Origin of the sequence: Enterococcus sp. AZ171, from assembly GCF_051714005.1 — a bacterium.
In the GTDB taxonomy this organism is placed as follows: Bacteria; Bacillota; Bacilli; order Lactobacillales; family Enterococcaceae; genus Enterococcus_B; species Enterococcus_B pernyi.
Genome location: NZ_JBIORA010000001.1, coordinates 2,229,888 through 2,249,561, shown reverse-complemented (window position 1 = coordinate 2,249,561; position 19,674 = coordinate 2,229,888). Strand labels below are relative to the sequence as shown.

Genomic DNA, 19,674 nt, shown 5'->3' with positions numbered 1-19,674 from the left:
GTGATGTTAGATAAGCAATTGCCCTATGCAGAGATTTGGATGACACGCCCACTCAATGAAGAATTGCCTTCTTATCCCTTGAATCAGCAGTATCGCTTTGAAAAGTATCAACCAGGCGCAGAGCAGGATTGGGCAATCATTGAAACAGCAGTCGGTGAATTTGACTCTGTGGAGGAAGCACTGGTTTACTTTGACCAAGCTTTTGCCCCTTATCCAGAAGAACTGGCAAAGCGCATGTATTTTGTGGTCAACGAACAAGGTGAACGCATTGCCACATGCACTGCTTGGTGGAAGCTTCGTGAGAAAGAATATCCGCTTTTTCATTGGTTAGCGGTCAAGCCAGAACATCAAGGAAAAGGGATTGCCAGAAGTTTGACGATCGAAGTGCTCCGTTGTTTTCAGCAAATAACGACACAAAGTCCAATTTATTTACACACACAGACATGGAGTCATCCAGCAATCAAACTTTATCAAAGTTTAGGTTTCACGTTCATCCCTGAGAAATTTGATGGTAGCGAAAATCCCGATTATGAAATGGTGATAGATATTTTATCATCGAAAATTAAAAAAGGCACCTAAAAAATAGGTGATGACAGAAGTATTCAGCTCCGAGAAATAAGCCGTGAAACCCGAAAATTGTTCTTCAAATTTTTGGGTTTCACGGCTTATTTTTGACGGAGTTGGCTTGCGAATACCGTATACACGATTTTAAGGATAGAAACAAAAAGGAATTTCATTTTTTTCCTAACGCTTCAAATTGCTTCAATGTTAGAGAATTATTAGGTTGATCGCTAAGTGGAAAATCCTTCACTAAGGTATTAAAGTTATTAGTTCATATACCAACGTTATTTAAATATCAAGAAATAATAGGTCAACTTAGAAAGAGGTTTGTGTGTATAATCCTGTTAATAAAAAAACAACAAATCGTCCAGATGATTTAGTTATAAGAGTCAATTAGATACTCGAGATAGTTGAATCACCAAAAAATGCAAGGTGTTTTGCTAAAATACTACAAAAATTTCGCATGGAAAAGAACCTCACGTTCATTACTTGTCCATTTCCAGCGTAAAATAGCTTATTAGGATTCCAAGCAGGTATTTCTGCCAAATCTAGCAATTTATCCTGATCGTTCGAATGATTTAGGCCATTCATTAGATAAATATGTCAATCATTGTTTTTGTGACTGGTTTACAACAGACAAAAAAACAGAACTTCAAAAGATCATGGCTATTGATCCTAGAAAACAAAAAAAGGTGGGACAGAAGTGTTTGGTCACGAGAAATAAGGTGTAATCCCCAAAAATTACTCTTTGAATTTCTGTGGATTTCACCTTTTTTCTGACTATTATCGCTTATGGTTCAGCCGGTTATTTGGGCTTGAGGTCAAAAACTAAAATCAAATTTACTTTTTCTCCAGCTACTCTTTTTTGTTTCCAGCAGTATCCATCCGTGTGGTCACACCTTTTTTTCTAGGGATGAAGTTCCGGATGAACGTAAATTTCCGATAATCGTTTCGTGTATAAAGATAGCCGAAAACGCTGAAGACAAGGGCTCCGATAAAATTGACGAATAAATCTTTCATCGTATCTAAGATCCCGATGTCTAAGTACCCATCTGCCATGACATACTCTTTGGTTTTGCCATGCTCATCTTTATATGTGACGGTTGTTTGTTGGATATCTTTGATCTTATATACGGTGTTGCCATCCTCACTTAATTTGACACTGTTGATCTGATCAACATAGTTATCTTTTTGCATGTCCATCTGCAAGACTTGATCCGCAGAGAATTCGATAAATTCCCAAAAAACCCCTACGGTCATGGAAAAACAGAAAGAGACTAGAGCGACTAGTAATGGCGTCAGATTCATTGTTTTCGTGTTTTTGTTCAAAAGATAGACAAGAGAAAAACCGACACCACCTGCTAGGAAGCCGCTTAGTGCGTGTAACGCTGTGTCCCATAGTGAAAAGTAGCCATAAAAGTCACTTAATTCACCCAAGACAGTGGCACTGAAAATAAAGGATAAGATGATGATTTCCAGTGTGTTAGGGATTTGGATCTTTAGTAATTTTTCTAGTAAATAGGGGATTTCAAACAATAATAAAGTTAATAATAAGAGCATGATATTCCCCATGTTCCGGTCGATCAATTGGTCGACGAGCATGACCACCACAATGATACGTAAAATGATGTAAATCGCATGAGTGACCTTCCCAGCAGACTTACTCCCTTTTGAAAAAAAATGTTTGATAAATTTCATAAATGAACTCCTTCGTGTTTCATATCGATTATACTTGTCTAATGAAAAAAGCCCAAATCTTCTGTTTGGATCAAAAAAAAAATTTTTTTTTGCCTGACTATTTATTCAAGAAACTCGACTGTTTTTCGATAGTTACTAACGAAAACTTGAAAAATTTGGAATATTAATGGTTATTTATAAAAGAGTGAGATACCAGTAGTACGGAAAATGTAAATTGTTGGTTGAATTTGTGAATGCTATCACTTATGATGGGGTAAGTGTTAAATTTTAGGAGGACAACTATGAAGAAAACAATTAAAGGGTTACTGACAGTTACAGCAATTTTTGCCTTAGGTGCCTGTACGCCTGATGAAAAAGAATCTGCATCCAGTAGCTCTTCCACAAAAGAATCAACAGAAGTATCATCCGGAGCGTCTGCTCAAACTTACACAAATCCAGCTGATATGAAAGAAGAATATGATTTGATCATCGTCGGCGGAGGAGGAGCTGGTATGGCAGCTGCAATCGAAGCAAAAGATGCAGGCTTGAATCCAGTCATTTTTGAAAAAATGCCAGTTGCTGGTGGAAATACATTAAAATCTTCAAGTGGAATGAACGCATCTGAAACAAAATTCCAAGAAGAAGAAGGTATCACTGATTCGAACGACGCCTTTTATGAAGAAACATTAGCAGGTGCGAATGGCACAAATGATAAAGAAATGTTACGCTATTTTGTCGATCATTCGGCTGCTGCAATCGAGTGGTTAGATGAAAATGGCATTAAATTAGATAACTTGACGATCACTGGTGGAATGAGCGAAAGACGAACACATCGCCCTTCTGATGGTTCTGCTATTGGTGGCTATTTAGTCGATGGGTTATTACGAAATGTCCACGAACGCCAAATCCCGATTTTTGTAAATACTGAAGTGACAGATATCCAAAAAACGGGAGATACAGTTAACCAAGTAACAGTCCAAGTCCAAGGGGAAGAACCAAAAGAAATCACTGGTAAGGCTGTAGTTGTTACAACTGGTGGATTCGGTGCGAGTGAGCAATACATCCAAACTTACCGTCCAGATCTGGAAGGATATGTAACGACGAATCAAGTGGGATCAACAGGCGATGGTATCAAGATGATTGAAAAATTAGGCGGTCAAACGGTCGATATGGATAAGATCCAGATCCATCCAACGGTTCAACAAGATGAAGGATTCTTGATCGGAGAAGTGGTACGTGGTGAAGGAGCGATCTTAGTCGATCAAGATGGCGAGCGTTTCGTCAACGAAATGAATACACGAGACAAAGTATCAGATGCAATCACTGCATTGCCAGAAAAATCTGCTTATTTGATTTTTGACCAAGGGGTACGCGATCGCGCAACAGCCATTGAGTTTTATGATGAAAAAGGTTATGTAACTGCAGGTGAGACGATTGAAGAATTGGCAGAGAAAATCAACTTACCAGCAGAAACATTAGCACAAACAGTAACAACTTGGAACGAAGAAGTTGCCAATCAAGACGATACAGCATTTGGTCGTACGACAGCCATGGAGCATGATCTGTCTAAACCAAACTACTATGCGATCAAAATCGCACCTGGTATCCACTATACGATGGGTGGAATCAAAATCAATACGAACACAGAAGTTGTGGATAAAGACGGACAACCGATCACTGGACTTTACGCAGCAGGTGAAGTCACTGGTGGCTTACACGGTGAAAACCGCATCGGCGGAAACTCTGTAGCGGAAATCATTATTTTTGGACGTCAAGCAGGACAACAAGCAGCAAAATTTGTCTCTGCACAATAATAGAAATGATATAAAAAGAGAACCTAAGGCGCATGCCCTAGGTTCTCTTTTTAAGTTTCACTGACTGTCAAAATGATTTTTCCAACGTTTTTGTTGGCTTCCATATATTCATGGGCTTCTTTTGCTTCTGATAATGGAAAGGTTCGATCAATGATTGGACGGATCGCTCCGGTTTCAAAATAAGGATCGATGTTTTTCATAAACTCTTGAGTCAGTTTTGCTTTGTATTCATCACTTCTTGGTGTCAATAGCGTACCAATCAATTGGATTCTTTTTTGCAGCAAAACGCTTAAATCAAGAGACTCGACTGTTGTGCCTCCTAGTGTGCCAATCAAGACCCAGCGACCATCTACAGCAATCGATGCCAGATTTTTTTCCCAATAAGAAGCACCGATGAAATCTAAGATGACATCAACTCCATGCCCATCAGTTATCTTTTTTACTTCCTCCGCGAAATCTTGCGTTTTATAGTTGATTACTTCATCTGCGCCTAATTCTTGGCAAAAGGCTAACTTTTCAGCTGAACCTGCGGTAACGATGATGCGTGCTTGCGAATATTGTTTGGCTAATTGGATCGCTGCAGTACCAACGCCACTTGCGCCAGCATGAATCAAGACAGTCTCATTTTTTTGGAGTTTTCCTAACCAATACAAGGTTTGATAGGCAGTCAAGAAAACTTCAGCGATACCAGCGGCTGATACGTAGTCAAGGGAATCGGGCAAGAGGATTGCTCGATCTGCTGGGATTACGGCATATTCTGCATAGCCACCTAAATTCACTAGACCATAGACTCTTGTTCCAGTTGAAAACTCAGAACGGTCACTTGCGTTTTCAATGACTTCACCAGCAACCTCTACACCTAAGATCGGGTAAGGCGCTTGAAGTGTAGTATTTTCGCGACGCATGATATCCGTACGATTGACCGCAGCGGTGTGGACTTTTAACAATAACTCCCCAGCTTTTGGAATAGGTCTAGGGACATCCACTTCAGTCAAAACGTCTGCTGAACCGGGATGTTTCATAGAGATTCCACGCATGATCAAGCCTCCTCAACAAGTTGTTTGATGGCATCCGATACTGTAGCTGATCCTTCAGATAGTACAACAGTTGTTTTTGAAATGTTTGGTTGATCCACTAACGCTGCTAAAACTTCTGCTACCGTTTTTCTTGTAATCGATTGAGCTGGTTTTTCGTCTGGTTTGGTCAATTGGATCGAAGTGACCTCCTCGTCGTTCGTCAAAGCTACAGGTTGTAGTATGACATAATCTAATGATGTCTGATTTTTCAACCATTCGTCTGCATAATATTTGGTAATATAATAATCAGTCATTGACTCAGGCCATTTCTCACGGTTATCCGCAAAAGCTGCACTGATCATCAAATAACGAGAGATATTTGCTTGCTCTGCTGCAATCATTGTTTTGATTGCGCCGTCTAAATCAACTTGTAAAAGATTTTTTCCTTGAGAACCAGCAGCAAAGATGACGAGTTCACTCTCTTGAAAGGCTTCCGCCATTTTTTCTGAAGACCAAGTTAAATCAAAGGGAACATAAGCGATATTTTCTTCATCATAAATCGCTTGGTTGGCAACATCTCGCACACCCGCGTAAACTTGATGTTCGGTTGTTCCGAGTTTTTGGATCAAATGACGCCCAATTTGTCCGTTTGCTCCTACTACAAAAATATTCATTTTCTTCATCCTTTCGCTACATATCTGTATCAATCATGGTAACACCAAAAGATAAAAAATTCAGGACTAAACACTTATCAACAAAAAAACCAAAAAAGAGCTACCATACCGCATCACTCTTTTTTGGTTTTTTAATCCGATCATTAACGAATCATTCGTAGTAAAACGGTAGATACCGCAGCTGTGACTAAACCAGCGACGATTGCTTCTGGTACGCCACTAGTAAAGATGACCGCTAAAACTGCTGAATAGACTGCATTGATATTTGTCCCAAGAACCTGTGCATAATCTTGTTGGAATAGAAAATAGATCAAGTTCATCACTAAGATCGTATTGGTCAGAGAACCAGCGATCCCTGCGAGAAACAATGAGAGCGGACTAACTTTGTTTTTTGTCAATCGCTGTATTCCTTTATACACGAAATAAGGAACAACACCGATCAGGATTCTAGGTATCAAGGCAATGATCAAGGCTTTCCAGCTTCCTTGATCTGTGCCGATCACCGGAATAAACGGTGAGAAAACAAAAGACAACGGTGTTGGTATGAACGTACTGCGAATCAGACTGATCAAACCAAATGTGCCACCGAGAAAGGCACCTAGCCGAGGACCTAAAATAATTGAAGCGACGATGACAGGGATATGCATCGTTGTTGCGTTGATCGGCCCAATTGGAATAAATCCGAGAGGCGTGACAGCGAGTAAGATCATAATTGCTAAAAACATAGCAGTTAAAGTAAAGTTTTTGGTATTTTTCATCATAACTCCTTAAATACTAGACCGACCTCTGATTCAGCAGAAGTGTGACTTGGTCGATAATGATTTGGTTATCCGCTAAAGCACCTTTTCCGTAATCGCCACAAGCTAAGAGGGATTCTCTAGGTTCAATCTCTTGATAACCGATTTCTTTTAGCGTCATTAAATTTCTTTGATTGATCGGATGTTGGTACATATTAGTATTCATCGCCGGTGCAATCAATTTTGGTGTTTCCGGTAAAAGTGCCATGGCAACAGTCGATAAGAGATCATCCGCTAGACCATTCGCTAACTTGCCGATAATATTTGCAGTGGCTGGTGCAATCAAAAACAAGTCTGCTTGTTTGGCTAGCTCGATATGGTTGATCACTGAAGGATCGTTTTCTTGCATAACGTCTGTATGGACAGCACGTTTTGAAAGGGATTGCAATGTTAAAGGTGTAATAAATTTGGTACTACTTTTTGTCATGATGACATCGACTTGATAACCGAGTTTGACTAGTTGATTTGTGATATCTGCACTTTTATAAGCAGAGATACTGCCCGATACGCCTAATAGGATTTTTTTCATCGTGAATTCCTCCTTATTTTAAAATCGCAGTGACGATACATTTTGCAATCTCTTGCTTGGTATCGGCTTCTATGACCTCTCCATTTTTTGATAATAAGTATCCATGATGTTGTGTTTCACTGACTTGGGTCAAGTCATTTGCTAAAATATAGTCGGTTTGATTGGTGATCAAGCTATTTTTAGCTACTTCCAATAAGTGTTCTTTCGAGACATCGACTAATAATTTAAAACCAACGATGACAGCATTTGGTTGCCATTGGCGTAAAGAACGAATAATCTTTGGTGTTTTCTTCAATGTCAAAAAGAGATAGTCCGTATCAGATGAAATCTTGGCTTCTTTACTAGCGGTTCGTTCTGTTTCTGCAAACCATGCCGGCAGTGAATCAGGGGTCAATGCCTCTTTACTCAAGCGCTCAGCAAACTGTTGTTCAGAAAGACTGAAAGCCGGTGTGAAATCACTAACTGCCATGCTATGGATAATGGTATCATAGGTATTTTCTTGCATCAATCGTTCTAATGTAGTCAATAAGTCTTGAGTAGATTCGATGAGATGGATCTTCAAATGCTCAGAAGCAGTAGGCTTTACAGCAGATCGTGTCGTTACATAGTCGATCGTCACAGTCTCGTGAGCCAGAAAGGCTTCTGCGATGGCTTGACCTAATCGTCCAGTCGAATGATTCGTGATCGAGCGGACTTGGTCGATTCGTTCGCTTGTGCCACCGGCTGTGATCAATACCTTCATATTGTTTCACCTACAGTGACAAGTGTTCTTCCTTGGTGTGTCCCATCAAGGATTTTTTGGGTCGTTTCTTCCAATTGATCTAAGGTGATCTCATTGACGACTAAATGATCTGTTACAGATAGGTCTGCTAGTTGTTGCCAGATATTCAAGCGTTTCTCATGTGGGACATTGACTGAATCGATACCGATCAACTGGATATTACGTAAAATAAAAGGTAACACTGTTGTTGTCAATTTGATACCACCCGCATTGCCACAGAGAGCAGCTGCGCCATCATAAGCAATCAAAGGCAATAATCGTGTGAGCTGTTCGCCCCCAACAGTATCGATCACATAATCGACTTGTTGTTTATCTAACGGTTTATTTTTTTCTGGTAGAAAGGCTTCTGGATGAACGACTTGAGTCGCCCCTAGTTTCTGTAGCCAAGTCTTTGCTTCTTCTTTACGAGAAAATGCGGTGATTTGCTGAAAGCCCATTTTATGCAACATGGCAATTGCCACACTACCAACTCCGCCAGAGGCACCAGTGACGATCACTTTGTCCTCTGCTTTCATTCCTTGGGTAAGTAAAGCATTCACGCAAAGTGCAGCAGTCAAACCAGCGGTGCCTAAAACCATTGCCTGACGTAGGGTCATCGTTTCTGGAAGAGGGATGAGCCAATCTCCAGTTACTTTCTGGTAATCGCTATAGCCACCAGGTTGACTAACACCCAACCCATAGCCGGTTGCTAGAACTTGATCTCCTGGTTGAAATCGTTTGTCCAAGCTTTTCATGACGACACCAGAAAAATCAATTCCGGGAGTCATTGGATAATGACGAATCACTTGGCCATGTTCACTACAAGCTAACGCATCTTTATAATTGACATCTGAGTAAGCGATTTTTACCCAAACTTCATTATTAGTCAGCTCAGGAAATTCTTTGTCAACGATGCTTGTATGAAAAGTAGGCTCGTTGTTTACTTGAAACTGTTTGAATGTATTCATTAGATAGAAGGTACTCCTTTCGAAATTTTCCTTAATCATACCATAAAGCGTTTCATTTTCTAGTAGTTTGCTGATTAATTTCTTCTAAAAAAAAGTCGAGATAACCGAAAAAGTACAAAGGAAATTCAAGCAAAAGGGTTGTTTTTTCAGCGGAAATTTGTATACTAATACAGGTGGTAGTAAACTTGGAGTTTACTATTAGAAAACTTCGCATAGGGGGACAGTGACAAATGGAAATTGGTGAGAAGTTACGAAATCTGCGTATCCAAAAAAACTTGACACAAGAAGAATTAGGGGAGCGGACAGATTTATCAAAGGGCTATATCTCACAACTTGAGCGGGATTTAAGTTCGCCATCGATGGAAACATTTTTCTCAATCCTTGAAGTATTAGGAGTTACCCCAGAAGCTTTTTTTCATCAAGAAACACCCAACCTTCAAATCGTTTATACGAAAGAAGATCGAACGGTCTATTATGATGAGGAAAATGGTTATGAACTGGAATGGTTAGTGACAGATTCCAACGAAAAAGAAATGGAACCAGTTTTATTGACATTCGATACAGCTGGTGAATATAAAACCTTTGAACCTTCACTCTCAGAGACATTTATCTTTGTCTTAGAAGGGGAGATCGCGCTAAGCTTGGGTGAGCGAGAGTATGTAGCAAAAAAAGGTCAATCGATGTACTATCAGGCAACGACACACCATCAATTACGCAATCATCAAAACAAACAAACTAAGGTATTGATCGTCGCAACCGAATCATACTTGTAATATAGGGGGCAGAAAAAGTGGGAAAACCAATCATATCATTCGATCAGGTCGTAAAAAGCTATGATGATGAAACAATTTTGAAGAATGTCAGTTTTGAGATCGAACAAGGGAAATTTTATACATTGTTGGGGCCTTCTGGTTGTGGGAAAACAACGATTTTACGAATCATTGCAGGATTTACGGAAGCAACCGAAGGAGATATTTATTTTGAAGGAAAGCGCCTAAACGATCTACCGGCAAATAAGCGCCAAGTCAATACGGTTTTCCAAGATTACGCCTTATTTCCTCATATGAATGTATTTGATAATGTTGCATTTGGATTGAAAATCAAAAAAATGCCTAAATCAGAAATCGAAAAAAAAGTCAAAGACGCATTACGTATGGTGCAATTACCTGGATATGAAACGCGGGAGATCAGCGAGATGTCAGGGGGACAACGCCAACGGGTGGCCATCGCGCGAGCTATCGTCAATGAGCCGAAAGTCTTGTTATTGGATGAACCGTTATCAGCCTTGGATCTAAAGTTACGTACTGATATGCAATATGAGTTGCGCGAACTACAACAACGTTTAGGGATCACCTTTATTTTTGTGACGCATGATCAAGAAGAAGCGTTAGCAATGAGTGATGAGATTTTTGTGATGAACAAAGGGAAAATCGTCCAAAGTGGTACTCCTGTGGATATTTATGATGAACCAATCAATCATTTTGTGGCAGATTTTGTTGGTGAAAGCAATATCGTCAATGGCGTGATGATTGAAGATAACTTGGTTGAGTTTGTGGGCAAACAATTTGAGTGTGTCGATGGTGGGATGCGCGTCAATGAACCAGTTGAAGTCGTACTTCGTCCAGAGGATTTAACGATCACAACACCGGATAAAGGGAAATTAGTCGTGACAGTTGACACTCAGCTATTTCGTGGTGTCCATTATGAGATCATTTGCTATGATGAGCAACAAAATGAATGGATGGTCCACTCAACGAAAAAAGCGCGCGAAGGGAGTCAAGTCGGCTTAGCCTTTGAACCAGAAGACATCCACGTTATGCGTTTCAATGAGTCAGAAGAAGACTTCGATGCACGTTTGGAAAGCTACGAAGAATAGGGGGAGAGAATATGAGAACAATGCGTAGGATCTATTCCATCCCTTATGTTTTGTGGCTTGGATTATTTGTGATTGCGCCTGTTTTGATGATCATCTATCAATCTTTTTTTGATATGAGTGGTCAGTTTACATTAAGCAATTATGCTGCGTACTTTACTTCAGGAACTTACATCGCCATGACGATCAATTCGGTATGGTATGCGTTCTTGATTACATTATTCACATTGTTGATCAGCTATCCAACAGCTTATTTTTTAACGAAATTGAAACATAAGCAATTATGGTTGATGTTGATCATTTTACCGACATGGGTCAATTTATTGTTGAAGGCATATGCCTTTATCGGGATTTTCAGTATCCATGGAAGTGTCAACCACTTTTTCGAGTTTGTCGACATTGGCCCGCAACAGATTTTATTTACTGATTTTAGCTTCTTATTCGTAGCGACATATATCGAGATTCCTTTCATGATCATGCCGATTTTTAACGCTTTAGAAGAAATGAATTCTTCATTATTGAGTGCTAGTAAAGATCTAGGAGCAAGTAATTTTGAAACATTTCGCCGAGTGATTTTTCCTTTGTCGTTGAATGGCGTGAAAAGTGGGGTACAAGCAGTTTTCATTCCCTCACTATCACTTTTTATGTTGACACGTTTGATAGGTGGAAATCGAGTGATCACGCTAGGTACAGCGATCGAACAGCATTTCTTAGTGACGCAAAATTGGGGCATGGGTTCAACGATCGGCGTGATTTTGATCATCGCTATGTTCATTGTGATGTTACTAACTGGTGAGAAGAAAAAAGGAGGTCGCTCATGAGAAAAAAATTCAAATGGTCGTATCTCTATCTAACAGTTGTCTTTCTATTATTGTATTTACCGATTTTTTATTTGATTTTTTATTCCTTCAATGAAGGCGGAACGATGAACAGCTTTACCGGCTTTACTTGGGAGAATTATCAAGCGGTATTTGAGGATACACGACTGATCATCATCGTATTGAATACATTTATGCTGGCGTTCTTATCGGCTTTGATTGCAACGATCATCGGGACATTTGGAGCGATGGGGATCTATTACACGAAAAAACGTCAAGCACGAACGGCGCTATTGAGCATGAACAATATTTTACTTGTTTCTCCTGATGTGATCATCGGTGCGAGTTTTTTGATTTTCTTTACGCTAATCGGCTTTGGGTTAGGCTTTCAGAGTGTCTTGCTTTCCCATATCGCTTTCAGTATCCCTATTGTTGTTTTAATGGTCTTACCAAAATTGCAAGAAATGAACGATTCGATGGTGGATGCTGCGAGAGATTTAGGGGCGAATAATTTCCAAGTCGTAAAAAATATCATTTTACCGTTTTTATCTCCAGGAATCATTGCCGGTTATTTCATGGCGTTCACATACTCTTTGGATGATTTTGCGGTCACTTTCTTTGTAACAGGGAACGGCTTTACTACTTTATCCGTTGAGATCTATTCAAGAGCGCGGCAAGGAATCAGCTTAGAGATCAACGCATTGAGCGCACTTGTCTTCCTGTTCTCGATGGTGTTAGTGATCGGTTACTACTTTATCAGTAAAGAAAACCGACCAAAACGATTGAAAAAAAATCGCCGCAACCGTGAGGAGGTGGCTCGTTTACGATGAAAAAATTACAATCTTTACTGATCGGTATTATCTTGATCATTGGTGTATTGCTTGTCAGTGTTAGACAATTAGAAAAAGCGAGCGGAATGAGTGGAGCGAAAATCGTGACCATTTATAACTGGGGAGACTACATCGATCCTAGTTTAATCACGAAGTTTGAACAAGAATCCGGTTATAAAGTCAATTACGAAACATTTGACTCGAATGAAGCCATGTTTACCAAGATCCAACAGGGCGGAACCAATTATGATATTGCTATTCCTAGTGAATACATGATCCAAAAAATGATTGAAGAAAAACTTGTCATGCCTTTAGATCATAGTAAGATCAAAGGCTTGAACAATATCGATGATCGCTTCTTGGATTTGGATTTCGATCCTGATAATAAATATTCGATTCCTTATTTCTGGGGAACTCTGGGTATCGTGTATAACAATAAAGTGTTCGACAAAGAAGAAATCAAGCATTGGGATGACCTTTGGAAACCAGAATTGAAAGACAGCTTGATGTTGATTGATGGAGCAAGAGAAGTGATGGGCTTATCTTTGAATAGTTTAGGGTATTCTTTGAACAGCAAAGACATGACCGAACTGAACGAAGCAGCTCAAAAATTGAATAAAATGACGCCAAATGTCAAAGCAATCGTTGCAGATGAGATCAAAATGTATATGATCAACGAAGAGGCATCAGCAGCTGTGACTTTCTCAGGTGAAGCAGCAGATATGATGTATGAAAATGAACATTTACATTATGTGATCCCAACAGAAGGCTCAAATCTTTGGTTTGATAACATCGTCATGCCAAAAACAGCTAAAAACCAAGAAGGCGCCTATGATTTTATCAACTTCATGCTCGATCCGGAGAATGCCGCTCAAAATGCAGAATATATCGGCTACTCTACACCAAATAAAGCAGCCAAAGCATTGTTACCAAAGGAAATCTCCGAAGATGAACAATTTTATCCATCTGATGAAACGATTTCGCATCTTGAAGTTTACGAAAATCTCGGTTCAGAATACTTAGGAATCTATAATGATTTATTCTTAGAGTTTAAGATGTATCGGAAATGATGGTAAAACTCAAGGATCAAAAACCTTTGTTTACGTACTTTTAAAAGCTCAGTTTTCCAAATTTCTACCAAAAGCGCCTTTTTAGGCGCTTTTTTTGTGTTTTGATTTAAGGATAGCAATATAGATTAAAATAATAGTCTTTAATTAGCGTAATTGATTGTGTAAAGGATAAATCAACCATGAAAAGAAGGGAAAAATAAACATGAAATTTTGATTTGCCTAAAGAAAAAAGTTTTTAACAAATAGTAGAAAAATATAGCTAATTCGCTATATAATGATATGATTACAAGGAAATAAGTTGAATCATCCTAAATTTAAGTGGGACGATGATTTTGAAAGATTCCTTGATTCATTGAGTGACAATGAGGCTGCAAAAATTTTATCAATCATTGATAAAATTGAAAAAACAGATATACATACAGCCATGCGGCAAAAGTGGGTAAAAAAACTGGAGAGCAATCTACATGAAGTGCGAGCAAGTATAAGTAGTAATGCTTTAAGAGGGATATATTTTCAAAGAAAAGGGAATGAATATTTTATTACTCATGGGTTTCGAAAGAAAGCAAATAAGCTTTCCAGACGAGAGTTAGAAAAAGGTAGAAAGGTGCGAGACAATTTTTTAAGTAAGAACGAGAGGTGGATATGATGAGTCAAGTACAAAATTATATAAAAAAAAGAGCGGAAAAAAGTGAAGAATTTGTGCATCTAATGGAAATTGAAGAAGATAAATTAGATGTTGCGTTAAAACTAGCAGAATTAAGGAAAAGTGCTGGATTAACACAAAAACAATTAGCGCAAAAAATTGGAAAACCTCAATCAACCATTTCACGAGTTGAAACAGGTGAAATGAATCCTAGTATTGAGTTAGTGATCGAACTAGCACAAGGATTGGATAAAAAGCTTGTCATAAATTTTGAGTAATCATTTTTTAAGTCGGAATCTATTGGTCCAGCCAATTAGTTGTCTCCATAAATCCTTCTTATATATCAATCAGAATTGAAGAAGAAGCCGAAGTTGTGCTATAATAAAAACGAAAAAAGGAACTGCGTCAACAGTTCCCTTTTGACAGCACCGCTAAACCCGGTGACAGAATTTTATTCTAAGTTGGAAATAGTCGTCTCCGGGAAAAAGTGACGGCTATTTCTTTTTGTCATTTTTGTTGGTCAAGGCTAGGATGCCAAAGATCAAAGTAGCGGTAAATGAACCGAAACTGATCATTAGCCCTAACGCTGTTTCAACAGACAAAAGGCTTCTCCTTTCTTCGATTTCAGTACTTATCTCCATAAGCACCACCACCTTTTTTGAAGTCGCCACCGTCATTCAACTTTACTGTCCCAAAAAGTATAGCATATCGCCCTAGATAGAGTCCTTGAACTTTAGATAAACACGGATGTTTTTTTGAAAAATTTGTATGTTCACTTAAAATACACTGAATCAGGAATCAGAATTGAAGAAGAAGCTGGAGCTGTGCTATAATAAAAACGAAAAAAGGAACTGCGTCAACAGTTCCCTTTTGACAGCACCGCTAAAAGCTAGTGGCAAGTGTAATAGTTAACTCAAAGAGAAGTAAACCATCGGCTCGCTAAAGTGACGGTTACTTCTCTTTGTCATTTTTCAGCATCGTAACACCCAAACCAACTAAAGCAACGGTAAACATACCGAAAGCTATCATTGTTTGGATTGTTTCATATCAAGACAAAAAGGTCAGTTACTTAGAGTTAGAAAAATGACACTATCAATTTAAGCGATTACGTCCTTTTCAATGTGCTCATATTTTGAATATCTAAAAAATAGTTAGTTGTTTATCTGTATCTGCGTAAATCAATTGCTAAGAAAAAGAAAGCAATCAGAAAATACATCCGTGTATTTTCTGGTTGTTTTTCTTTTTTTCTTATTTTTGTCAGTTAAAAGATCCGAAAATACTATCAAAATAAAATAACAAAAAAAAATATTTGTTTTATGATTGATCGAATCATCATTCATGGTGGTTATCGGACACCTTCGCTTTTGATTGCCTGAATTAACAATGATTAACCTTATCATTTTATGAGGAGTAAAATTTACAATGTGCAAGTTGGCGGTTGTTTTTTCTATTTTTAGGAAACATTATAATTATCATTCTATGAAACGAAGTAAGAGATCGACAAATTAGTAATTAAACTGGAAGCCGTTAAGAAGATATTGAAAGTTCTCTCGATTCAGAGAGGGACATACTTTTATTTTAGTGGAAAATAAAAAAGATTTTTTTTGCATAACAATATTTTAATATCTTGTGTTTCCTTATTGGTAAAAAAGTAATAACAAGAAGTTTCATGAAGTAAACATGAACTTTCATATCATAAATAAAAAAACATTTAGTTATAATATAATTAGAGTTCTCTAATTATAGGTGCTGCTTAGATAGTAAAAAAGTTCATTTATCAAATTTTTTATGAGATAATTTGTATATAAATTAAAATATGATTAGAGAGTGAAGGGCGGACATATTTATGATTAAACTGAACAAGAAAAAACTTATTGCAAATATATTTTTAAGTTCAATGGTGTTAACGCAAACAGTACCGACTTTTGCAAACGTTCTAGAAGATATTGATCCAGTAAGACATACAGTTATTGAAGAAGAGCCAATAGACGAAGAAAAAGAAAGCTTTGATGATGAAATCATAAATGAAAAAGTGTCTTCCGAGGAAGTCGTGGTTCTGGAGGATGATCGTCATGTGGTGGTAACTGAAGAAGACGACCATGTAACACTCGAGACAACCGATCAACTGGTTGAAGTGCAACAGACAGTGATGGAAGAAATGGAAGCGCAAAACGAAACGATCATTGAATCGTACTTTTCTGGAGCAGGTGATGGTTCTCTCACCTCGCCCTTCCAAATCACCACTGAAGCTGAATTGAATGAAATGCGAAATGATCTCGCGGCGCATTACCAATTGATGAATGATATTACACTCACTTCAGATTGGATACCTGTTGGATATGGGACAACTTTAGCAACAAAATTTACTGGAAGTTTTACAGCTGAACCTGGAACAGTGATCTGTAATATGATAGTGAATACTGGGGTACAACTTGGGGATCTGCATAATCGTGGGTTCTTCGGTGTGACAGACGGTGCAAAGATTTCCGAGATCACATTAGAAAATCCTCGGGTTGTGGGAGGGCTCTACGGAAATAATGTTGGGGGATTGATTGGTCAAATCAATGACCTATCTAAAGGACCAACGACCGTCACTGATTCTACTGTTATTGGTGGAAGTATTGAAGCAAGTGGGAATAACATTGGTGGACTAGTTGGTTATATGGCGAATACTGTCGCAGGTACTACGATTGCGCGCTCATCTTCTTCAGCAACGATAACAGTTAATGCCAATCCTTACATGTATCCTCAAGCTGTTGGGGGGCTGATCGGAGTAAATGGAAATACAGTTGTAGATAGTTATGCCACAGGAAATGTCACAGCGAATACAACCAATACTGGAGGCCTAATTGGTCTGAATAGCTGGGGTAAAGTCAGCCGCTCGTATGCTACTGGGAACATTGACAGCCCGGAAAGTGAAAACGTGGGAGGTTTGTTGGTGGACACGACTTCTACAGTACAGTAGTCGATTCCTATGCGACAGGCGATGTTATTGGGAGAACGAACGTTCGGGGCCATTCATCCTTATGCGATTGAAGTAGCACGCAACTATAGTACAGGACATGTAACTGGCATTGAAGCTGTTGGCGGTTTTGTCGGTAATGCAGGCTCTTTAACAATCAAAAACAGTTATGGGATGGGGGATGTCACTGGAGAATCCGATGTCGATCATTTCGGTTTAGGTGGAACGAATATCAATAATTACTACTATAATAACTCTGAAGCTTTATACGGCGGGGTTCCAGTTGGTGGTCAAGTGATCAAAGATGTCATTGAATTGCGCACGCAAGCGACTTATGAATCTAATGGTTGGGATTTCGGTAGTACTTGGGTGTGGGATACTGCGACAAATTATCTGAAGCTAGGACTAGGTAACGAGATGGATACTTTACCGATCAATGCGTTAGGAGAAACGCTTCAAGTGCCATATGGTGGAGCAGAAACAAAGATTCCACTTACTGATGTCTTTTCTTTATTCGGACGAGGTGGAAATCCAAATGATTATCTTTTTGAGACAGATGCGGATGGGGTAAGCATTTCAGCCGATGGTATGGATTTGATCTTGGAAATTTCTAGTGTTGGGATTTATGAAGTGACTGCTACACCAATCAGTCGTATCACTACATTAGAACCTGGACAGAATTGGAATAAAGCAATGATTGAAGTGACTCCGGCTGAGATCATTCTAGAAAAAGGGACAGTTTTTGCTCGTTCATTCAATGGAACGACTGAAATTGATCATTTCGATATGCCGACGTTAACTGGATTGGCACCTGGAGATGAGGTGATTTGGCAAGAAGCAAGCTTCCAATATACGAATAGTGCTGCTGGAACGAATACGATCGAAGGAGCGAACTGGACCATTGATTGGGGCACGGTTAACCTTTCCAACTATGAGGTTACCGGCTTACCGACTATTGGGAATCATGAGTATCTGGTCACAGATCTCTTTGATGTCGAAGCAATCACAAAAGCAGCCGTGCATTTCTGAGAATAGATGAGGAATTAGCAAAACAAAACAATACCCATGAAGTGATCACGATTGCGGATACTGCACTTCTACACCATGACGACACCCCAAATACACCAGGTGAGCACTGGTACCATGACCATGCGGAAGAATTGCTGCAAGATGTGACCTACCTGATTTACGACACAGATCCACAAGCCACTCCGCTTGCACGAGTAGTAGCTTATGCGGATGGTGTAGCAGCGGTAGATGGGGTTTTTGTAGGATTAAGTGCCAACACTACCTATTGGATCACTGAAATTTCAGATGAGAGCGACAACTTTTTAGCAGGGGAAGAGTCTGAACCCATTATGCTTACTACAGCACAGTCGGGAGGCAATGGCGGAGATTCCGGTGGAAACACGGGGGGTACTGGGAATACTGGAAATGGTGGGAATAACATCAGCGCTCCTTCTGGCAACAATCAGTCAGGCAACAATCAAACCGGCACGACTCCAAATGGTGGTAGTGGCAGTGTAGCGACAAATGTTGCATCAACAAAAAATAATGGCAGAGACAGCAATCTACCGAAAACTGGCGAAGTAGCTAGTGCATTCGCATTACTTGGTTTTGGCTCGGTAGGTACAGCTTTAGCTAGCTGGCTGAAGCGTAAGAAAAACAATTAAGCGGTGACATAAAGATTGAGCTAATTGTGTATAGTGTCAAGAAATATTTCTATGAATCTAGAATTTGTTTTTCGGATTTTTAGGTTTTGAACTATTTCTGAGAACTAACATGATTGTCTCAATCTTTTTTTCGTTGATTAAAAAAGGATAGGGAAGATCAGTGAGTAGTCATTCGACAGACAATCGTCGCCTACGGGCTCAAAATTCTATTTGCTGATTCTTTCGAGTATACTATAAGAAAAGATCAAGTACGAGAGGCAAAAGAAATGAACTCATCAAAAAAAGATAACACATGCAAAGACTACTTTGTAAGTAGAAGCCAACACTTTTTGATTTGATTGCTTGTTACTCCTACTTGCTCAAAATAAAAAAATGGAGAATCACTATGACAAACATTTTATTAGTAGATGATAGTGCACTGATTACAAGCGGCTTAAAAATCATTTTAGAAAGTACAAACGATTTTCAAGTAGTGGGTATTTGTCATGATGGGCGTTCAGCTATTGCTTTTTGCGAAAAAAATCAAGTCGATCTTGTATTGATGGATGTCCGAATGCCGGGAATGGATGGCGTCACTGCTACGCAACAGATTACGGAAGAATATCAGATACCTGTCATCATTTTAACTACGTTTGATGAAGATCGTTACATAGAGGAAGGGATACGCAACGGTGCAAGTGGTTACTTGCTGAAAACAACTCCTCCTGAAGCGGTGATCCAAGCAATCAAGAGTGTGTTACAGGGACAAACGATCCTTTCGAAAGAAATCCTCGTGAAGGCAACGCAACAATTAGGTAACAAGAATGATCAAGAAGCAGATCTCTCCTTACTGACGGAACGAGAGCAAGAAATAGCCTACCTCGTCGCAAAAGGAATGACAAATAAAGTGATTGCGCAAACACTATTTTTAAGTGAAGGAACTGTCCATAACAATCTTTCAATGATTTTAAAAAAAATTGAACTTGGATCATCGTACGCAATTAGCGATCTATGTTCTCACAGGTGAGGT

The 19,674-nt window shown here is 39.1% G+C and carries 21 protein-coding genes and 1 pseudogene; 13 read left to right on the top strand and 9 right to left on the bottom strand.

Annotated elements, in window-relative coordinates:
• Positions 1-3: 3 nt before the first annotated feature.
• Positions 4-579: a GNAT family N-acetyltransferase gene (locus tag IGJ49_RS10925; RefSeq protein ID WP_137072692.1), complete on the top strand. Its 576-nt coding sequence runs from the start codon at positions 4-6 to the stop codon at positions 577-579.
• Positions 580-1,416: 837 nt separating this feature from the next.
• Here the strand turns inward: IGJ49_RS10925 and IGJ49_RS10920 are convergent.
• Positions 1,417-2,259, bottom strand: a complete 843-nt coding sequence (locus tag IGJ49_RS10920; protein WP_023520102.1) for a hypothetical protein — start codon at positions 2,257-2,259, stop codon at positions 1,417-1,419.
• Between the two features lie 281 nt (positions 2,260-2,540).
• Here IGJ49_RS10920 and IGJ49_RS10915 point away from each other — a divergent pair, with 281 nt between their 5' ends.
• Entirely contained in the window at positions 2,541-4,052 is a 1,512-nt protein-coding gene (locus tag IGJ49_RS10915) for a flavocytochrome c (RefSeq protein WP_137072690.1), read from the top strand.
• A 50-nt stretch (positions 4,053-4,102) separates the two neighbouring features.
• Here IGJ49_RS10915 and IGJ49_RS10910 read toward each other — a convergent pair whose 3' ends face one another.
• From IGJ49_RS10910 to IGJ49_RS10885, 6 genes are all read right to left on the bottom strand, one after another.
• Positions 4,103-5,089, bottom strand: coding sequence for an NAD(P)H-quinone oxidoreductase (locus IGJ49_RS10910; protein ID WP_438723428.1), 987 nt, complete (start codon positions 5,087-5,089; stop codon positions 4,103-4,105).
• A 2-nt stretch (positions 5,090-5,091) separates the two neighbouring features.
• Positions 5,092-5,742 (bottom strand): NAD(P)-binding oxidoreductase, encoded by a 651-nt coding sequence (locus tag IGJ49_RS10905; protein ID WP_010734773.1) that lies wholly within the window; start codon positions 5,740-5,742, stop codon positions 5,092-5,094.
• A gap of 143 nt (positions 5,743-5,885) precedes the next feature.
• Positions 5,886-6,500: an ECF transporter S component gene (locus IGJ49_RS10900; protein ID WP_010734774.1), complete on the bottom strand. Its 615-nt coding sequence runs from the start codon at positions 6,498-6,500 to the stop codon at positions 5,886-5,888.
• 16 nt (positions 6,501-6,516) lie between these two features.
• Positions 6,517-7,068: a phosphopantothenoylcysteine decarboxylase gene (gene coaC / locus IGJ49_RS10895; protein ID WP_010734775.1), complete on the bottom strand. Its 552-nt coding sequence runs from the start codon at positions 7,066-7,068 to the stop codon at positions 6,517-6,519.
• Between the two features lie 13 nt (positions 7,069-7,081).
• Positions 7,082-7,810 carry a phosphopantothenate--cysteine ligase gene (locus IGJ49_RS10890; RefSeq protein ID WP_438723425.1) on the bottom strand — a complete coding sequence of 243 codons (729 nt, stop codon included), beginning with the start codon at positions 7,808-7,810 and terminating at the stop codon, positions 7,082-7,084.
• A complete protein-coding gene (locus IGJ49_RS10885) occupies positions 7,807-8,796 on the bottom strand; it encodes an acrylyl-CoA reductase family protein (protein WP_062804846.1) in 990 nt (329 codons plus the stop codon). Before IGJ49_RS10885 ends, IGJ49_RS10890 begins: the two co-directional genes overlap by 4 nt.
• Before the next feature lie 230 nt (positions 8,797-9,026).
• Between IGJ49_RS10885 and IGJ49_RS10880 the strand changes: the two genes are divergently transcribed.
• The 7 genes from IGJ49_RS10880 (at position 9,027) to IGJ49_RS10850 (ending at position 14,308) form a co-directional block, all read left to right on the top strand.
• Positions 9,027-9,569, top strand: coding sequence for a helix-turn-helix domain-containing protein (locus IGJ49_RS10880; RefSeq protein ID WP_019723760.1), 543 nt, complete (start codon positions 9,027-9,029; stop codon positions 9,567-9,569).
• Between the two features lie 17 nt (positions 9,570-9,586).
• A complete protein-coding gene (locus tag IGJ49_RS10875; protein ID WP_010734779.1) occupies positions 9,587-10,672 on the top strand; it encodes an ABC transporter ATP-binding protein in 1,086 nt (361 codons plus the stop codon).
• Between the two features lie 11 nt (positions 10,673-10,683).
• Positions 10,684-11,490: an ABC transporter permease gene (locus tag IGJ49_RS10870; RefSeq protein ID WP_438723422.1), complete on the top strand. Its 807-nt coding sequence runs from the start codon at positions 10,684-10,686 to the stop codon at positions 11,488-11,490.
• The gene (locus IGJ49_RS10865) at positions 11,487-12,317 is read left to right on the top strand and encodes an ABC transporter permease (RefSeq protein ID WP_019723762.1); all 831 of its coding nucleotides are present in this window, start codon (positions 11,487-11,489) and stop codon (positions 12,315-12,317) included. The genes IGJ49_RS10870 and IGJ49_RS10865 overlap by 4 nt, the downstream gene beginning before the upstream one ends.
• The gene (locus tag IGJ49_RS10860; RefSeq protein ID WP_010734782.1) at positions 12,314-13,387 is read left to right on the top strand and encodes an ABC transporter substrate-binding protein; all 1,074 of its coding nucleotides are present in this window, start codon (positions 12,314-12,316) and stop codon (positions 13,385-13,387) included. Before IGJ49_RS10865 ends, IGJ49_RS10860 begins: the two co-directional genes overlap by 4 nt.
• A 298-nt stretch (positions 13,388-13,685) precedes the next feature.
• Entirely contained in the window at positions 13,686-14,033 is a 348-nt protein-coding gene (locus IGJ49_RS10855; RefSeq protein ID WP_010734783.1) for a type II toxin-antitoxin system RelE/ParE family toxin, read from the top strand.
• Positions 14,033-14,308, top strand: a complete 276-nt coding sequence (locus tag IGJ49_RS10850; RefSeq protein WP_077151091.1) for a helix-turn-helix domain-containing protein — start codon at positions 14,033-14,035, stop codon at positions 14,306-14,308. Before IGJ49_RS10855 ends, IGJ49_RS10850 begins: the two co-directional genes overlap by 1 nt.
• 216 nt (positions 14,309-14,524) lie before the next feature.
• Here IGJ49_RS10850 and IGJ49_RS10845 read toward each other — a convergent pair whose 3' ends face one another.
• Positions 14,525-14,671, bottom strand: a complete 147-nt coding sequence (locus IGJ49_RS10845; protein ID WP_010734785.1) for a putative holin-like toxin — start codon at positions 14,669-14,671, stop codon at positions 14,525-14,527.
• 310 nt (positions 14,672-14,981) lie between these two features.
• Positions 14,982-15,077: pseudogene (locus IGJ49_RS10840) on the bottom strand (putative holin-like toxin); the annotation flags it as partial.
• A gap of 799 nt (positions 15,078-15,876) precedes the next feature.
• Here IGJ49_RS10840 and IGJ49_RS10835 point away from each other — a divergent pair.
• The 4 genes from IGJ49_RS10835 (at position 15,877) to IGJ49_RS10820 (ending at position 19,671) form a co-directional block, all read left to right on the top strand.
• Positions 15,877-16,995 (top strand): GLUG motif-containing protein, encoded by a 1,119-nt coding sequence (locus tag IGJ49_RS10835; RefSeq protein ID WP_438723418.1) that lies wholly within the window; start codon positions 15,877-15,879, stop codon positions 16,993-16,995.
• Between the two features lie 9 nt (positions 16,996-17,004).
• The gene (locus tag IGJ49_RS10830; RefSeq protein ID WP_438723416.1) at positions 17,005-18,021 is read left to right on the top strand and encodes a hypothetical protein; all 1,017 of its coding nucleotides are present in this window, start codon (positions 17,005-17,007) and stop codon (positions 18,019-18,021) included.
• 41 nt (positions 18,022-18,062) lie between these two features.
• Complete coding sequence (locus tag IGJ49_RS10825; protein WP_438723414.1) at positions 18,063-18,665, top strand: LPXTG cell wall anchor domain-containing protein; 603 nt, start codon at positions 18,063-18,065, stop codon at positions 18,663-18,665.
• 385 nt (positions 18,666-19,050) lie between these two features.
• A complete protein-coding gene (locus tag IGJ49_RS10820) occupies positions 19,051-19,671 on the top strand; it encodes a response regulator (protein ID WP_438723412.1) in 621 nt (206 codons plus the stop codon).
• Positions 19,672-19,674: the final 3 nt, after the last annotated feature.

Coding starts and splice junctions, on each gene's coding strand:
- IGJ49_RS10880 (WP_019723760.1), top strand. CDS start 9,027: ATGGAAATTGGTGAGAAGTTACGAAATCTGCGTATCCAAAAAAACTTG.
- IGJ49_RS10830 (WP_438723416.1), top strand. CDS start 17,005: ATGCGACAGGCGATGTTATTGGGAGAACGAACGTTCGGGGCCATTCAT.
- IGJ49_RS10925 (WP_137072692.1), top strand. CDS start 4: ATGTTAGATAAGCAATTGCCCTATGCAGAGATTTGGATGACACGCCCA.
- IGJ49_RS10870 (WP_438723422.1), top strand. CDS start 10,684: ATGAGAACAATGCGTAGGATCTATTCCATCCCTTATGTTTTGTGGCTT.
- IGJ49_RS10820 (WP_438723412.1), top strand. CDS start 19,051: ATGACAAACATTTTATTAGTAGATGATAGTGCACTGATTACAAGCGGC.
- IGJ49_RS10860 (WP_010734782.1), top strand. CDS start 12,314: ATGAAAAAATTACAATCTTTACTGATCGGTATTATCTTGATCATTGGT.
- IGJ49_RS10910 (WP_438723428.1), bottom strand. CDS start 5,089: ATGCGTGGAATCTCTATGAAACATCCCGGTTCAGCAGACGTTTTGACT.
- IGJ49_RS10890 (WP_438723425.1), bottom strand. CDS start 7,810: ATGAAGGTATTGATCACAGCCGGTGGCACAAGCGAACGAATCGACCAA.
- IGJ49_RS10865 (WP_019723762.1), top strand. CDS start 11,487: ATGAGAAAAAAATTCAAATGGTCGTATCTCTATCTAACAGTTGTCTTT.
- IGJ49_RS10845 (WP_010734785.1), bottom strand. CDS start 14,671: ATGGAGATAAGTACTGAAATCGAAGAAAGGAGAAGCCTTTTGTCTGTT.
- IGJ49_RS10900 (WP_010734774.1), bottom strand. CDS start 6,500: ATGAAAAATACCAAAAACTTTACTTTAACTGCTATGTTTTTAGCAATT.
- IGJ49_RS10905 (WP_010734773.1), bottom strand. CDS start 5,742: ATGAATATTTTTGTAGTAGGAGCAAACGGACAAATTGGGCGTCATTTG.
- coaC (WP_010734775.1), bottom strand. CDS start 7,068: ATGAAAAAAATCCTATTAGGCGTATCGGGCAGTATCTCTGCTTATAAA.
- IGJ49_RS10885 (WP_062804846.1), bottom strand. CDS start 8,796: ATGAATACATTCAAACAGTTTCAAGTAAACAACGAGCCTACTTTTCAT.
- IGJ49_RS10920 (WP_023520102.1), bottom strand. CDS start 2,259: ATGAAATTTATCAAACATTTTTTTTCAAAAGGGAGTAAGTCTGCTGGG.
- IGJ49_RS10915 (WP_137072690.1), top strand. CDS start 2,541: ATGAAGAAAACAATTAAAGGGTTACTGACAGTTACAGCAATTTTTGCC.
- IGJ49_RS10850 (WP_077151091.1), top strand. CDS start 14,033: ATGAGTCAAGTACAAAATTATATAAAAAAAAGAGCGGAAAAAAGTGAA.
- IGJ49_RS10835 (WP_438723418.1), top strand. CDS start 15,877: ATGATTAAACTGAACAAGAAAAAACTTATTGCAAATATATTTTTAAGT.